At 41.0% G+C, this 16,285-nt stretch carries 14 protein-coding genes; 13 read left to right on the top strand and 1 reads right to left on the bottom strand.

The window, feature by feature from the left end; all coding sequences use genetic code 11:
- Position 1 precedes the first annotated feature (1 nt).
- From JET18_RS09430 to JET18_RS09400, 7 genes are all read left to right on the top strand, one after another.
- Positions 2-1,174 (top strand): MFS transporter, encoded by a 1,173-nt coding sequence (locus JET18_RS09430; RefSeq protein WP_202090351.1) that lies wholly within the window; start codon positions 2-4, stop codon positions 1,172-1,174.
- A gap of 86 nt (positions 1,175-1,260) precedes the next feature.
- On the top strand, positions 1,261-1,959 hold the full coding sequence (locus JET18_RS09425; RefSeq protein ID WP_202090350.1) for a DsbA family oxidoreductase: 699 nt from the start codon (positions 1,261-1,263) through the stop codon (positions 1,957-1,959).
- A 525-nt stretch (positions 1,960-2,484) separates the two neighbouring features.
- Positions 2,485-3,090, top strand: coding sequence for a 5'-methylthioadenosine/S-adenosylhomocysteine nucleosidase family protein (locus tag JET18_RS09420; RefSeq protein WP_202090349.1), 606 nt, complete (start codon positions 2,485-2,487; stop codon positions 3,088-3,090).
- 38 nt (positions 3,091-3,128) lie between these two features.
- The gene (locus JET18_RS09415; RefSeq protein WP_202090348.1) at positions 3,129-3,698 is read left to right on the top strand and encodes a Crp/Fnr family transcriptional regulator; all 570 of its coding nucleotides are present in this window, start codon (positions 3,129-3,131) and stop codon (positions 3,696-3,698) included.
- Positions 3,699-3,793: 95 nt separating this feature from the next.
- On the top strand, positions 3,794-4,324 hold the full coding sequence (locus JET18_RS09410) for a YceI family protein (RefSeq protein ID WP_202090347.1): 531 nt from the start codon (positions 3,794-3,796) through the stop codon (positions 4,322-4,324).
- Entirely contained in the window at positions 4,321-5,397 is a 1,077-nt protein-coding gene (locus JET18_RS09405) for an NAD(P)H-dependent flavin oxidoreductase (RefSeq protein ID WP_202090346.1), read from the top strand. The genes JET18_RS09410 and JET18_RS09405 overlap by 4 nt, the downstream gene beginning before the upstream one ends.
- A gap of 77 nt (positions 5,398-5,474) precedes the next feature.
- Positions 5,475-5,996: a GNAT family N-acetyltransferase gene (locus JET18_RS09400; RefSeq protein ID WP_202090345.1), complete on the top strand. Its 522-nt coding sequence runs from the start codon at positions 5,475-5,477 to the stop codon at positions 5,994-5,996.
- A 271-nt stretch (positions 5,997-6,267) separates the two neighbouring features.
- On the opposite strand, the gene JET18_RS09395 is transcribed toward JET18_RS09400, so the two are convergent.
- Positions 6,268-7,365, bottom strand: a complete 1,098-nt coding sequence (locus JET18_RS09395) for a Fe(II)-2OG oxygenase family protein (protein ID WP_202090344.1) — start codon at positions 7,363-7,365, stop codon at positions 6,268-6,270.
- A 217-nt stretch (positions 7,366-7,582) separates the two neighbouring features.
- Between JET18_RS09395 and JET18_RS09390 the strand changes: the two genes are divergently transcribed.
- From JET18_RS09390 to JET18_RS09365, 6 genes are read left to right on the top strand one after another with little or no spacing between them, the layout of a single operon-like run.
- Positions 7,583-9,109, top strand: coding sequence for a pyridoxal phosphate-dependent decarboxylase family protein (locus JET18_RS09390; protein WP_202090343.1), 1,527 nt, complete (start codon positions 7,583-7,585; stop codon positions 9,107-9,109).
- Positions 9,081-11,507 (top strand): GNAT family N-acetyltransferase, encoded by a 2,427-nt coding sequence (locus tag JET18_RS09385; RefSeq protein WP_202090342.1) that lies wholly within the window; start codon positions 9,081-9,083, stop codon positions 11,505-11,507. Before JET18_RS09390 ends, JET18_RS09385 begins: the two co-directional genes overlap by 29 nt.
- Positions 11,500-12,816 carry a lysine N(6)-hydroxylase/L-ornithine N(5)-oxygenase family protein gene (locus JET18_RS09380; RefSeq protein WP_202090341.1) on the top strand — a complete coding sequence of 439 codons (1,317 nt, stop codon included), beginning with the start codon at positions 11,500-11,502 and terminating at the stop codon, positions 12,814-12,816. Before JET18_RS09385 ends, JET18_RS09380 begins: the two co-directional genes overlap by 8 nt.
- Before the next feature lie 7 nt (positions 12,817-12,823).
- Positions 12,824-14,638, top strand: coding sequence for an IucA/IucC family protein (locus tag JET18_RS09375; protein ID WP_202090340.1), 1,815 nt, complete (start codon positions 12,824-12,826; stop codon positions 14,636-14,638).
- Positions 14,635-16,038: an MATE family efflux transporter gene (locus JET18_RS09370; RefSeq protein ID WP_202090339.1), complete on the top strand. Its 1,404-nt coding sequence runs from the start codon at positions 14,635-14,637 to the stop codon at positions 16,036-16,038. Before JET18_RS09375 ends, JET18_RS09370 begins: the two co-directional genes overlap by 4 nt.
- Position 16,039: 1 nt before the next feature.
- Positions 16,040-16,285, top strand: coding sequence for an acyl carrier protein (locus tag JET18_RS09365; RefSeq protein ID WP_062646915.1), 246 nt, complete (start codon positions 16,040-16,042; stop codon positions 16,283-16,285).

Below are 16,285 nucleotides of genomic sequence, written 5' to 3'. Positions count from 1 at the left end.
GATGAAAAAATATGCCTACATCGGATGTCTGGGGTTTATTGCGGTGATTACCACTGAATTTGGAGTCATCGGAATTCTCCCTCAGATTGCTGAACATTATCACATCGGTATCGATAAAGCGGGCTGGCTCCTTAGTGCTTTTGCGCTGATCATTGCACTGACAGGGCCTTTTATGACCCTGCTGATGTCCGGATTTGACCGAAGAAAAGTCATGCTGGCAGCCATTGCTATCTTTCTGTTTACAGCGGTTGTTTCGGCTATGTCACCTCCCTTTTGGCTTCTGATGCTGGTCAGGATACTTCCCGCATTTTTACAGCCTGTTTATATTGCGACAGCTTTGTCCGTCGCGGTGTCCGGTGCAGATAAAAAACAGGCGAATAGCCTTATGGGAATTGTTTTTATCGGGGTTGCTTTAGCCATGGTCACTACAGTACCGTTTGCGACATGGCTGGCGAGTGTATGGATCTGGGAATCTTCCTTTATTGTTCAGGCTGCGGTCAGTATAATTGCCCTCACTGGGATTTATTTCTTACTTCCACCGATGCCCGTACAGGAGAAAAAATCTTACAGAAGCCAGCTTACGATTTTGACTCAGCCTGCCTTTATCATCAGTACTGCTATGAACTTTTTCATGATAACGGCCTGGTTTTCTACCTACAGTTATTTTGCAGATTATCTGAATAAAGCAAAAGGAATGGATGGAACGATGGTAAGCTACATGCTTTTCTTATTTGGAATCATCGGTGTACTTTCAAACTGGCTGGCTGGAAAAATGCTGAGCTGGAATGTCCCGAAAACGACCGCTCTGTTTCTTTCCGGCACGGTAATCATGCCGTTTTTACTGTATTTCTCAGGAGACAGTCTGCCAGCCAATATCATCAGCATAGCAATCTGGGGCTTTCTGTATTCTCCGAGCTTTCAAAATGCGTCTACCTACATGATCTCTTCTGTCCCAAATTCTCTGGAATTTGCCAACAGCCTGGCCACTTCTTTTGGGAACTTAGGTGTAACACTGGGAACAACTTTGGGAGGATGGATGATTGTTGCTAAAGGGGCATCTTACAATCCATGGATAGGCTTTGTATTTGGTATCCTGGCTTTTTTAATGATCATATGGAGAAGTATTTTAGAAAAAAGAGCTGAAAAGGAGAAGACTGTTATTCCCTGTTCTTAATTTAATGTAATAAATTTTGTTACATTATAAAAATGCATTAATTTTGTGGTTATAAATAATTTCATCAGAAATTAAAAACAGAAAAAATGAAAATAGAAATATGGTCGGATGTGATGTGTCCGTTTTGCTATATCGGAAAGCATAATTTTGAACAGGCTCTTGAAAAACTGCCCTTTAAAAATGAAGTAGAAGTAGAGTGGAAGAGTTTCCAGCTAGATCCCACTTTGGACGCCTCGAAGTCTCAAAATACCATCGAGTATTTTAAAGAGAAAAAAGGATTTCCGGCAGAGCAGGCCGCTCAAATGATCGGTCAGGTTGCCCAGATGGGAAAAGGGGCAGGAATTGATTTCAATTTTGAAAAAGCTTTGGTCATCAATACATATACCGCGCATAAACTGCTTCATCTTGCTAAAAAGCATGGAAAGGCTTCTGAAATGGAAGAATCCCTGTTTAAAGCCCATTTCATCGATGGAAAAAATGTTGGAGACCTGGACGAGCTTATTTCCCTTGCTGAAAATGTAGGGATTGATAAGGATGAAGCCAGACAGGCATTAACCTCGGATGAATTGAATTCTGAGATCAGTAAGGATATTCAGGAAGCACAACACAACGGTATTACGAGTGTTCCTTTCTTCGTATTGAACGGAAAATATGCCGTATCCGGAGCACAGCCGGCGGAAGTTTTTGCTCAAGCCCTAGAGCAGACATACAAAGAAACTGTAAGTCCGTTTCAGGATCTTTCTCAGGGAGGAGCTTCTTGTGATACGGATGGATGCAGTGTTTAGTTTGAAAGTCTTAGAACTAAAGAGTAAACGAGTTAGAGCTGACAGCAAATATCACCAATAGATCCACAGATATTACAATTGAACGACCTTAAGATTCGTGAAATTTGTGATAAAATTAGTGACATTAGTGTTTTAAGAGAAAAAATAGTTATCCAATATAGAGAACACCTCAATCCGGGGTGTTTTTTTGCTTTATGATAATAAAAAATTGAAAGAGTTTTTGTTTTAATTATATAATATATTGAATATCAATTTGATGTTGATTTAACGCAAAGTTTTATGAAAAATGATTTCTACTTTGAGCTAAGCAAAGAATGTGGCTTCGCCACTGATTAAGCAACCGTTATATGCGGACGCTTCATAGAATCAATCGAAGATTGATTTTTACCTTTGCATTCCTTAAAATATGCAGTCTCAAAATTTAACTTTGCGTCAAAAAAATTCTGCTCTAAAAAAAGTAATAAAAAAAGAAAAGAAGTTTATTTTATGTATCCAATGCTTATTTTTGTTTAAATAATTTACCCGATGATAAAAATCAACGCTGAATCTCAATATCCGGTTTCGGAAACCCTGTTCGTCTTTGCTTTGGATTCTGAAGCAGGAAAAGCTTTTGAAGGAAAAAATAAACTGGTGACAGGAATTGGAAAAGTGAATGCCGCGATAGAACTTACCCGGGAAATTCATACCAGAAAACCAAAACTGATTGTCAATCTTGGATCGGCAGGAAGTAAAAACTTCGGGAAAGGGGAAGTGGTTTGCTGCACCAAATTTATCCAGCGTGATATGGATGTGCGGGGGCTTGGGTTCAGCCTTTATGAAACACCGTTATCCGGAATTCCTCCCGTTCTGGAATATGGCCTTGAAATGAAAGGTCTGGAACAGGGAATCTGTGGCAGCGGCGACAGTTTTGAAATGAACCATTCAGAGACAGATTATAATATTGTAGATATGGAAGCCTATCCGCTTGCCCTGATCGCTAAGAAAGAAAATATCCCTTTTCTCTGTTTAAAATACATTTCGGATGATGCGGGAAGCGATGCAGCGGATGACTGGTCTGTACAGGTACATCTGGCTTCTGAGGCCTTTAAAAAACTGCTTTTCACAGAAGATTCTGATCTGCATCAAAACTAAACAATCAGCCTTCTGATCAACCGGATAAAACACTACCTATGAGTGAAATATTAAAACATCAGCTCTTAAAGATCATTGAAATCTCTGATCAGGAGTTTGATTATATTTTAAGTCATTTTGCGTATAAAAAGTTGAAAAAGCATCAGTTTCTTGTTCAGGAAGGTCAGCAGGTGATGGATGATTATTTTATTCTGTCCGGTTGTGTAAAATCTTATTATACCGATGCGGCAGGGAAGGTTCATATTATTCTCTTCGGGGCAAAAGACTGGTGGATTACAGATTATGAGGCCTATTACTATCAGAAGGCGGCTACATTGAATATAGACTGTATAGAAGACACGGAAGTATTGTGTTTAAGCAATGACAACCGTGAAAAACTCTGTAAAGAACTTCATAAGGTCGAACATTTTTTCAGAAAGAAAACCAACCGCAGAAATGTATCCCTGCAAAACAGGATTCTCACTTTACTGAGCAGCAGTGCCAGGGAACGCTATGAAAAATTCCTTTCGGATTATCCTGATCTGGTTCAGAAACTTCCCAAACATCTCCTGGCTTCTTATTTGGGAGTGACCCGTGAAACGCTCAGCAGGCTTTATACCTCAAAATAATGTGATGCAGATCACCATTTAAATGTGAGGTGCATCCTTTCAAAAGGCTGCTCATATTCCCAATTTTGTCATAGAAATTTTAATACATAAAGACAATGACAAAATTTAGCATTCAGCCTGAAAGCAGCACAGTGAACTGGACAGGCAAAAAGATCTTAGGATTACATACAGGAACCATTACTATCCAAAGCGGTTATCTGAGCTTTGAAAATGAAAATCTTACCGGAGGGGAAATTGTAATGGATATGAAAAGTATCATTATTACAGACATTAAAGACCCTAAAACGAATCAGGACTTTCTTGATCATCTGAACCATGATGATTTCTTTTCCACAGGTCAGTTTAAAACTGCAAAACTAGCCATTACCCACGCAGAAAAAGCAGAAGGGAAGTATAAAATCACCGGTGACTTAACCATTAAGGATATCACAAATCCCGTAAGATTTATCACTTCCGTAGAGATTTTTACAGATTTCCTTCATGCTCTTGGAGAAATTGTGATAGACCGTACGCTGTACAATATGAAGTATGGTTCCGGTAAATTTCTTCCCAACCTCGGGGATAAATTGATTCATGATGATTTTGTACTTCAGTTTAAGTTGATCGGACAAAACACAATGTCATGAACTGGAAAGACACCCAATTCACAAAAACATTCGGTACTGAATTTCCTGTCATTCAGGGACCGTTTGGAGGAAAACTTTCTTCAGTGGAACTTACGGCTCTGGTTTCCAATGCCGGCGGTTTAGGTTCTTTTGGCGCCCAGCCTTTTTCCGGGGAAGAAATGATCAGGATTTCAGGAGAAATCAGGCATCAGACCAATAAGCCATTCAATCTTAATCTTTGGGTAAAAGACAGGGATGATGATATTGATCTGTTTCAGAAAGAAGAATTTGAGAAAGTCATCAAAATATTTCAGCCGTATTTTGAAGAAACGGGAATAGAACCACCCTCATTTCCGCTGCCTGCAAGTCCCGGTTTTGAAGAACAGGTAGAAGCTCTTTTGGACATCAAACCTTCTGTCTTCAGTTTTGTTTACGGTATTCCCTCTGAAGACATTCTGGAAAAATGCAGACAGCTCGGCATTAAAACCATAGGAACTGCTACCACACTGGATGAAGCCATTGCCATAGAAAAGGCAGGGGTAGATGCGGTGGTTGCTTCCGGTTCTGATGCAGGAGGACACAGGGTTTCATTTTTGGAACAGGCTGAAAAGTCTTTGGTAGGAACATTTTCACTGATTCCTCAAGTGGCAGACCACGTTAGAATTCCTGTTATTGCAGCCGGAGGAATTGCCGATGCAAGGGGAGTGAAAGCTGCGTTCAGTCTTGGAGCCGATGCGGTGCAGATCGGAACGGCATTTTTAGCCACAAAACAGTCCGGAACCAGTAATATTCACCGGAAATTACTGTTTTCTGAAGATGCAAGATACACCACACTCACCAAAGTATTTACCGGAAGACTGTCCAGAGGCATCAGAAACCGCCTTACAGAGGAGCTGCATGAAGTACAGCATGTTCTGGCTCCATATCCTCTTCAGGGAAAGATTACTGGAAAGCTCGGAGCCTATCCCGCCAATACGGAAACTCACCCCGAATTCAAATCTTTCTGGAGCGGACAGGCAGCCCCGCTGTTGAAACACCACGATGCACAGGTTTTCATGACAGGTTTAATTAAGGAGCTCAACGGCATGATGTAAAGCAGAAAATAATTGGCCCATCCGAAAGTCATTTTGGTGAATTATCCGTAATTTTACTTGATTAATCACTACTAATAATGGCATCTATTATCATCAATAAAGCTTCAGCAGAAGATCTTGAAACCATACAGAGTCTGGGCATACAAACCTTCACCGAAACCTTTGCAGAAAGCAATTCAGAGGAAGCGATGAAAACGTATCTTGAAAAAAGCTTCAATACAGAAAAAGTACAATCAGAGTTAAATAATCCCGATTCTTATTTCTATATCGGCTGGGAAGAAGATATTCCCGTTGGCTATCTTAAATTAAATTCAGGGCCTGCACAGACTGAGCTTCAGGATGAAACGGCTTTGGAAATAGAAAGGATTTATGTCAAAAAAAGCCACCACGGTCAGAAAGTAGGACAGCTGCTGTATGATCAGGCTTTGGAAACCGCCAAAAATCTTAATAAAAGTTATCTGTGGCTCGGGGTCTGGGAAAAGAATCTGAGGGCGATTAAATTTTATGAGAAAAATGGTTTTGAAGTATTTGGAAACCATACATTCAGATTGGGAGATGATGAGCAGACCGATCTGATGATGATGAAAATTCTGAAGTAATTCAAAAATTAATTTTTGCTGCTGAGTTTAAAAAAAATTCTACTGCTGTTTTTCTGAAATAGTAAGAGTATTGAAGTGATTAAGGAAAGTTAATATTAAAATCAGAAGATTTCTTAAGCATAGTATTTACTTAAAGCGTAGCTCACCTTAATGATCTTAAAAACTTATTAAATCTTAATGGTTTAAAAAATAATTTAAATAAAAAAATCCTTTTAAGCACAAGTCTTAAAAGGATTTATCATGATTGATTAATAAACGTTATCGAAACAATTTAAATATTTTCAAAGTTTTTGCCCAAATGTTCTTCAATCACAAAGAACGGATCTTCGGTAAGGGTGTGGGCTCTCATTTCCATCAGGCTCACTTTGCTCATCATCCGGAGCATAATTCTTCTCTGGCAGCGGTATTCTATCCCGTCAATATTTCTTACTCCTGCACGGAAAGCTGATCTTCCGTGAGCACATAAGTGATTATTAACCAATATAACATCTCCGGCCTGGGGCGTAAAACCGGAATAAACCAGGTCTTTTGCCTCTTCCCAGAATTCATTCAGATGGTGATGCGCGTCATCACTTTGTTTAATGCTTGGATTGAACAGTTGTTCCGCGGCATCAAACCTCATGAAAGGCAGTTCATAATTTCCATACAGAATGGCATCCAGAACTTCTTCCTCGTCCGTTCCTGTTTCCAGGTTGGCATCTTTCGGGATCTTGTACATCCGCTCAAACAGAGGTCTGAATTTCTCTCCGATGGATTCATGCGAACGGATGGAATATAGGGTAGAAGGCACCTGCTCTTCATTTCTGATGTACATAAAGCTCAAAAAGTCTGCCTGATGTTTCAGAAAGGCATCTTCCGTATGTACGTAAAGATCTGTTGAAGATCCTGATCCGGTCTGTGTTTCACGCATTTTTTCATCAGGAATAATGGCATGCATCAGTCCGCCGCCTTTACGCTGGGAATAATACTGCACCGGCTTGGACGGAAGCGCCCCGTGAAGCAATGCACAGGCAAAACCATAGATATTGAATTTGGAATAATCTGCCGACTGCCAGTTGGAAGGCGTAGTCCCGATGTTTTCCTGATCAATATCCATCAGCCCTCTGAACGCGATGGCTCCATACTGATCTTTTGAAAAGTCGCTGGCGAAATCAGCTGCTATATGTAGAATTCTTTCCGGTAAAAAATAAGAGGCCAGCTGATGGACATGGGTAATAAAGTCACGGTTTTCATAGCTGCCATATTTTCTCTGAAGATGCGCCGCTGCATCTTGTATCATTCTTCTCTCCTGAGATGTGATCTCAATGACTCTGGGAAGCAGTTTTACCTCGGTAATACTGTCGTTATCTAAAATTTCTAAAGAATTCATTAAAAAAATATTTGGTGTGTGAATATAATTTTTATATTTGTTTTTAATTATTCTAAATAACAATTGCGAGTTCAAATTTATGAATAATTTATCATCTACCAAATAAAAAGTAAAAAAAATGTAAAAATTAAAAACTTGACTGTCAGGTATATACATCTATATATCATAAAACTTTACACAACTTATTGATTTTAAAAATCACCTTACAATACCGTATATGAACAACAATCAAATGCCCGCCGGAGACATCCTGGGCGCTTCCTTACCTCACATTTCGGGGAATTTTGGAAATATTTTTCATTCTGACAATTATGATCACTATCGTTCCGCCGTTAAAGAAACTTTAGACCTTGTGGGAACATTTCTTCACAGAAACGACAAACCCTTCAGCGGAATAGAAGCCAAAGAAATGAAAGGCATGGTACAGCAGATAGACCTTAATCAAAAACTGTCTTCTTACCAGGAACTTCTTCAGGAAGTAGATACTATATATGTAAAGCATGCTACAGCTTTTCACTTACCACAATATGTGGCACATCTTAACTGTCCTATCGTAATCCCGGCACTGGCAGGAGAAATCCTTGTAAGCGCCATCAATTCTTCCCAGGATACCTACGACCAGAGCGCCGGAGGAACATTTATGGAAAGAAAGCTGATCGACTGGACGGCGGAACAGTTAGGATACAGTGCAGAAACCAGCGACGGCGTTTTCACAGCCGGAGGATCACAGAGTAACCTGATGGGGCTTGTGATGATGCGCGACTGTTTTTCCCAGAAAAGATACAATCACAATATTAAGCTGGATGGACTTCCGCAGGAGGCCGGGCGTTTCAGAATCTTTGTTTCTGATAAATCTCACTTCAGCAACTTAAAGAATGCCTCCATTATGGGATTGGGCGAGAAATGTATCGTTAAAGTTCCTACGGATGAGAGATTCTGTATGGATATTTCTTTACTTAAAAAATACATCAAGCGCGAAGAGCAGCTGGGAAATATTCCAATTGGAATTGTAGCTACGGCAGGAACTACAGACTTCGGAAACGTAGATCCGCTGGAAGATATCGCCAATATTGCAGAACAATACAATATCTGGATGCACGTAGATGCCGCTTACGGATGTGCTTTATTATTAAGCGAAAAATACCGTCATCTTCTGAATGGTATCGAAAGAGCAGATTCTGTGACGATAGATTATCATAAATCTTTCTTCCAGCCCATCAGCAGCAGTGCGTTCATCGTTAAAAACAAAAGGGAATTAAGAATCCTTAAACATCACGCAGACTATCTGAATCCTGCAGAAATGGATGAGGAGGAAATTCCTGCACAGATCAACAAATCCATTATCCAGAGTACCCGAAGATTTGATGCTTTGAAACTGTGGTTTACGTTAAGAATGATGGGAAAAGAACAGCTTTCCGAATACACGGATACCGTAATAGACCTTACGAAAGATGTTGCTTCCATGATCAACGAAAATGCCGACTTTGAACTGCTTTCCGATACGGACCTGAGCGTTCTGGTTTTCCGTTATATCAGAACCGATATTGAAGACCTGAATGCTTTGAACCAATACATCAAAATGAAGCTTTTCTACAGCGGAGAAGTTCTGGTAGCCAGTACAAAAGTGGATGGGAATTTCTACCTGAAATTTACCTTCCTGAACCCGATTACGACAACAGAAGACGTTCATCAAATTTTAAACAAAATAAAAGCTCATGGAGAAGACTTTAGTACAGCAAACTAAGTTTACAGAACAGGCGCAGGAAATTACCGTAAGGATCCTGCTGAACGGAATGCTCCGCGAGCTTGGAAACGGAAAATTCTACCAGGGAGTTCCGAAATATGATACGCTGACGGCTCAGGCACTTCAAAATACAACTTATCCGCTGCACATAAGGTTTGACCTGAAAAAAAGCAAAGTGTTTTTGTTTGCTCCCGTTTCTTACCGCTCCGAAAGTACTTTTCATAACTATGGAATGCCTTTATGGATCGTTGATCATAAAAATCAGACGGTTGCTGAAGCAGATCTTGATCAGCTGACAGCTTTGGTTTATCAGGAGCTTTCTGAAGGACCTACCCGGCAGGGACTGGAACTTTTTACCAAAAGAATCCAAAGCAGCTTCCATAACCTTCAAATGATCATGACTGAAGGTCTGAAGGAGAAAAATACATCAGCCTATTCTTTCCTTGAATCTGAACAGCAGCTTCCTGTAGGCCACAATCTTCACCCTTTTACAAAAGCAAGGATGGGATTCTCCAGAGAAGAACAGCTTCTTTACGGCCCGGAATTCAATAAAGGCATTCAGCTTGAATACTTCCTGGTTCATAAAAGCTGTGTAAAAGAGAATTCAGTACTGGATGTTTCCTATAACGAATTTCTGAAAAGCCTGGTTTCATTAACGGAAAACCTCGAACAGAAATACCTGAATGAAGGCGAAACTATTTCAGATTTTTATACCGTTCCGTGCCATCCGTGGGAAGCCAGCTATCTTTTGGCGGCAAAAGAAGGTGCTGAAATGATCGGTAACCGTACATTGATCCACATCGGAGCGTTGGGTGAAGAATTTTATTCAACCTCTTCCATCAGAAGCATGTACAGCCCGGATATTCCGTGGATGCCTAAGTTTTCTTTAAATGTCCTGTTAACAGGATCCATAAGAATCAATACGGAGAAAGATCTGGCAAGAGGTTACGCATCAGCTTTATGGCGTAAGCATGCAGGGGCATCGTTTGAAAAAGATTTTAATCAGTTTAAACTGCTTCTGGAGCCTGTAACATTAGGCGTTTACCATGACGATAAAAATATTGAAAGCCTGAATCTTCTGATCCGTGAGAATCCGTTTTTACAGGAAGATAAAATCATATTACTGGCTAGACTTTGTCAGGATGAGCCTTCAGAAGGACAAAATTTCATTCAGCAATTCTTTACAGACGTTTCAGAAAAGCTGGGAACAAGTCCGGAAGAATCGGTGAAAATATGGTTTGAGAAGTATATTCAATTATTAATTACGCCTCTGAACCATTTATACAGCCAGTACGGAATGGCTCCGGAAGCGCATCAGCAAAACCTTCTGATCAAACTGGATGACCAGCTGCTGCCACAAACTCTTTTTGTAAGAGACGCACAGGGTTATTTACTGAGAGAAAGCGCAAGAGAACAATACACTGAACTTTCAAAACAGTATCCTGAAATTGAAGACCTTTTCATCAGGGATGAGCGTCTTCTGGACATTATCTCTTATCATGTACTGGTAAGCAATCTTTCAGCACTTATTACATCTTTGGGAAAAACCGGATGGGCCAGTGAAAGAGAGCTGATCAATATCCTACATGATGAATTTGAGCAGATTCACCACGAAATGCCTTCAGATTTTACCCGTTATGCGCTTGAAAACCGTCATTGGGGCACAAAAACCAATTTTAAAGCAGTGGCTAATGAAATTGATGGAATTACCAGCGCAGGAGCTATTTCTTACGCTAAAGTTCCGAATCTTCTTCATTATCATTATTTCTCAGACCAGCTGATCCAGCCGAAAGGAAAAGACGTGTTTTTCAGCCGTTATTTCCAGAAAGATGATGTAACAGTTACGATGAGACCTATAGATCTTGATCAAGATCTAGAAATGCTTCATGAATGGTTTAACCGGGAACATGCAGTCAAGATCTGGCAGATGAACTGGCCTATTGACGAGTTGGAAACCTATTACCGTCTGATGCTTCCGGGAGATGAAGCGCACAGCTACATCGTGATGAGTAACGGTGAACCTACCTGTAATATTGAGGTATACTGGCCGTGCAGGGATATTGTAGGAGATTACTATGATGTGCTGCCAACCGATTACGGAACGCACCAGTTCATAGCACCTACTGATCCTAAGAAGAAATTCGTTTCTCCTTCCACACAGTCTATGGTAGATTACGTATTTGCCCAGCCGGAAGTGGGAAAAATGGTAGGGGAAGGCTCGGTAGATTCTCTGGCTTCTATGATGAATAAGGCTCATGTAGGCTTCAAAGTAGATAAAGTCATTGAAATGCCTCATAAAAAAGCCAATCTGAACTTCTGCTACAGAGAATGGTATTGGGAAAAATTCCCTCAGAACAAAAATGTAGAATTCACCGTAAAAATTGCTGAACATGAATAACGAAAATATATATAACGTGATCGGAATAGGTATTGGCCCTTTCAATCTGGGACTTGCCGCTTTATCCAATCCGATTTCTGAATTAAAAACACTTTTCCTTGACCAGAGAGACGGTTTCGACTGGCATCCGGGATTGATGATTGACCATGTAACCCTGCAGACGCCTTTTCTGTGCGACTGCGTATCCATGGCAGATCCTACGAATCCTTTAAGCCTTCTGAACTATCTGAAAGAAACCAACAGGCTGTATAAATTCTTTATCCGGGAAGATTTTTTCATTCCGCGTAAAGAATACAACCGTTACTGCCAATGGGTAGTGAGCCAGCTGCCACAGTGCCGCTTCTCCACACAGGTTGTTGATATTGTGTATGAAGATGGTTTGTATTTAATTACAACCGTTCACACCAAAACCAAGGAAACGGAGGTTTTCAGAACAGAAAGACTGATCCTGGGAACAGGGACACAGCCGCATATTCCGTCGTTTATTCCGAAAGAGGATTCGCGTATCCTTCATACAAGCTCTTATCTGTACCGTAAAGAAGAACTTTTAGCTCAGGGTAAAAAAATTGCCGTGATCGGTTCAGGACAGAGTGCAGCTGAGGTTTTCTATGATTTATTGCAGAGCCGTGACGAAGATACCCAATTGGGCTGGTATTCACGTCCGGACCGTTTCTTCCCGATGGAATATTCAAAACTGACGCTGGAATTAACTTCTCCTGATTATGTAGATTATTTCTACAGCAGGGATGAAGCGGCCAGAAAGTCCATATTAAGCAAGCAGCAGGCACAGTTTAAAGGAATCAATTACGACCTGATCAACCAGATCTATGATTTCATCTACGACCTGAATATTGATAATGCGGATCCAAAACTGACTATTATTCCAAACAGTCAGTTGGATAGAGTAGACAACAGCAATCCGGATCATTTAACCCTTGAATTCACCCAACTGGAGCAGGAAGTTCCATACGAACAGGAAGCTGATTATCTGGTGGTAGGTACAGGATACCGTTATCATGAACCTGCTTTCCTGAAGAATATCCAGGACAGAATTAAAAGAGATTCAGGCGGATTGTTTGCCGTGAACAGGAATTATTCTATAGATCATAACGGAGGTGAAATTTATGTGCTTCACGCAGAAGTACACACCCACAGTTACATTTCTACCGACCTTGGAATGGCGGCTTACCGTAATTCGTATATCATCAATGATATTTTGGGAAGAGAATATTATAAAATCGAGAAGAAAATTGCTTTTCAGGATTTTGACGTAGAAAAACATGCTGCAATGCCCGCTGCGAAAATATAACAGAACAATGAACACCACTTTAAATAATACAACCATCAGCCAGGAAATCTGGCTGCAGGCCAACAGGGATCTTATGGCCAAGACCATTGCAGAACTGATGCATGAAGAAAGGCTGAAGCCCATTCCTGTGCTTCAGGATGAATCCGGATTTACCGTATTTAAGCTTGAAACCGGAGTTGAAAACATTGAATACACTTTCCGCGGACAGGAAAGAATGATGGATTACTGGCATATTGATAAAGACAGTATTGAAAAGATCGAGAATGGCGTAAAAACCTCAGCATTGAATATCACTCAGTTCTTTCTTGAAATGCAGACTGTATTTGATCTGGATGCTAACACTTTAGCAAGATATACTGAAGAATTACTTCATACTTTATATTGCGATGCATTGATCTTATCCAGAGGGGTAATGTCCTCAAAAGACCTCGCATCAAGCAACTACCAGACAGTAGAGCATCAGATGACGGGCCATCCGTGGGTGATCGTCAATAAAAGCAGGCTGGGATTTTCTCCTACCGACCTTGAAAAGTTTGCTCCGGAAGCCGGACAGGACTTAAAAGTTTTATGGCTGGCCGCACACAAGGACAGATCTGCTTTCCAGTCGCTGGAGCATATTGATCAGGAAGGATTTTACCGTTCCGAAATGGGAGATAATCTGTTTGAAGAGTTTCAGCAGAAACTTACTGATGCAGGAAAATCTGTTCAGGATTATAATTTAATTCCGGTGCATCCCTGGCAGTGGGAACATAAACTGAAGATTCATTTTGCAGGAGATATCGCGGCCGGAATCTTAATTCTTTTAGGGGAAGGAAATGATACCTACAGTCCTCAGCAAAGTATCAGAACTCTATTCAATACAGATCATCCTGAAAAAAGATATTTAAAAACAGCCGTTTCCATTCTGAGCACAGGAAACATCAGAGGACTGTCGCCTAAGCAGATGAAAATCGCTCCGGCCATTACAGACTGGGTGAAAGGCCTTATTAAAGGTGATGCTTATTTAGAAACAAAAGGAACCATATTCCTGGGCGAGGAAGCTGCAATTGCTTATCTGCACCCTCAATACAGTGCGATAGCCGGAGTTCCTTATCAGTACAATGAATTCCTGGGTGCTTTATGGCGTGAAAGTGCCTGCAAATACTTAAAAGAAGACGAAGAAATGTTCACCATGGCTTCCCTGCTTTTTGTAGATCAGAACGGCGTTCCTTTGGTACAGGCTTTTGCAGAACAGGCAGGAATAAGTATTCAGCAGTGGATCACAGATTATCTGGATGCTTATCTTACACCGCTTCTTCACATTTATTATACCCATTCTCTTTGTGTAACGCCTCACGGGGAAAACATTATGGTGGTCCTGAAAAACGGCGTGCCGCAAAGAATTGTGATCAAAGATTTTGTGGATGATATTGTCCTGACCGCAGAAGCAAGGGAAAAACTTCCTGATCATCTGGCAGACGGACTGATCCAGTCTTCCAACAAAGAAAATGTTCCGTTATCTATTCTTCTGGGCGTTTTTGATGCGTTCTTCAGATATTTATCCAATGTTCTGCATACGTATTCCAACTTTGAAGAAGAAACATTCTGGACGCTTGTTCATGACTGTATTGAGAACTACAAAAATCATAATCCTCATCTGAATGACCGTTATGAAAAATATGATCTGTATGTTCCTGCATTCAAAAGATTCTACATCAACAGTCTGCGTCTGAAAAACGGCGGTTACAGCGAAAATAAAGCATTTGCCATTCCGAAAAAGGATGGCGCACTGCCGAATCCTCTGTATCAGATTGCGAATAAAAACCCTGTAGAAGCAGTATGAGAAAGCTTCTGCATCTTGTAAAAGAAGGCTCTGTATTTGCGTACGGAGCTTTGGCGGGAAAAAAAGTAGAACTCACTTCAGGAAGTATCAACCGTTCTATCTTCAGCCTGGCGATTCCTATGGTTATGGAACTGGTTATGGAATCTGTTTTTGTCAGCATCAATCTTTTAATTATAGCAAGATTGGGAGATAAGGTTCTTGGTCTTGTCGGGATTGCGGACAACTATATCAATTTTGCCAATGCGATTGCCATTGGTTTGGGTATAGCTGCGGCAACACTGACGGCGAGAAGAGCCGGAGAAAAGGATCAGGAAGGTATGGGCAGAACTGCTCACTATATCATATTGCTGGCTTCTGCATTTGCATTACTGATTGGCGGGTTGTCATTCCTTTTTGCAGGGGAAATCATCAGCTTCCTCGGATTTGATACAGGAATCGTTGAAAACGGACTTCTTTTTTCCAAACTGGTCTTTTTAAGCATCGGTCTGGTGATTCTGCGTCTGTCTATCAACGGGCTGTTCAGGGGAGCGGGCGATGCTGATCTTGCGATGAAGTCCCTGTGGCTTTGTCATATCTCCAGTATGGTGTTTGCGGTAATTCTTGTTTTCGGATTGGGTTTTATTCCTGCTTACGGATTGATGGGACTGGCCTATGCTACCGTTCTATCCCGTTTACTGGCGGTTTTATACCAGTTCTTTATTCTTCTTACCCGCAAAACCAGTGTCAATATCCTGATGAAATTTCACATGGATCTGCCTTTGCTTAAGAAAATCATGAAAATCGCTCTGGGAGGGCTAGTTCAGTATATTGTCCCTGCTTCCAGCTGGCTGATTATGGTTAAAATCATTGCAACCTTCGGAACTACAGCACTGGCAGGATATATAATCGCTCAGAGAATTGCTTCCGTAGCCACAATGCCTGCCTGGGGAATAGGAAATGCCGCAGGTGTTCTTACAGGACAGAATCTGGGTGCCGGAAATCCTGACCGTGCAGAAAAAACGGTATGGAGAGCCGGAGGAATTAATATGACCTATCTGGTAGTGGTTGCTGTTTTCTGGCAGTTCGCGGCCGAATATGTGGTGACTTTCTTCACTAAGGAAGCCGAGGTAGCAAGATACGCTGTACAGTACATTCACGTAGTGTCTATGGCTTATCTCTTACTGGGTTTTACAATGGTGATCAGCCGTGCGCTTAATGCGGCCGGTAATATTATGCAGGTAACCCTGCTTTACATGATCATGTTCTACGTGATTCAGCTACCTCTGGCTTATCTGCTTGGGGTAAGGCTTCAGTGGGAACTGAAAGGGATATTTACCGCCATCGTTTCCTCGGAAATTGTACTGGCTGTTTTATTCTTAATGATCTTCAAAAATGGTAAATGGAAAACTATAAAAATTTAAAATGCACACAACAGACGAATTTTACGAAATTATAGCATCAGCAATCGCTGTGAAAAAAGAACTGGTAGATGAAAACCTTACGTATCAGGAAATCCCGGAATGGGATTCTATGTCGCATCTGCTTATTGTGGAAGCCCTGGAACAGTTTTACCGGGTAAAGTTTGACTTCAACGACATCCTTGAAATGGGAACCGTCGGGAAGATCCGCGAAAAAATGAAAAAATACGATGTACTCGTAGAAAACTAA

The organism is Chryseobacterium endalhagicum (genome assembly GCF_016745235.1).
Taxonomy (GTDB): domain Bacteria; phylum Bacteroidota; class Bacteroidia; order Flavobacteriales; family Weeksellaceae; genus Chryseobacterium; species Chryseobacterium endalhagicum.
Note: the sequence above shows the minus strand (reverse complement) of the source record. Positions and strands in the feature narration are given on the sequence as shown.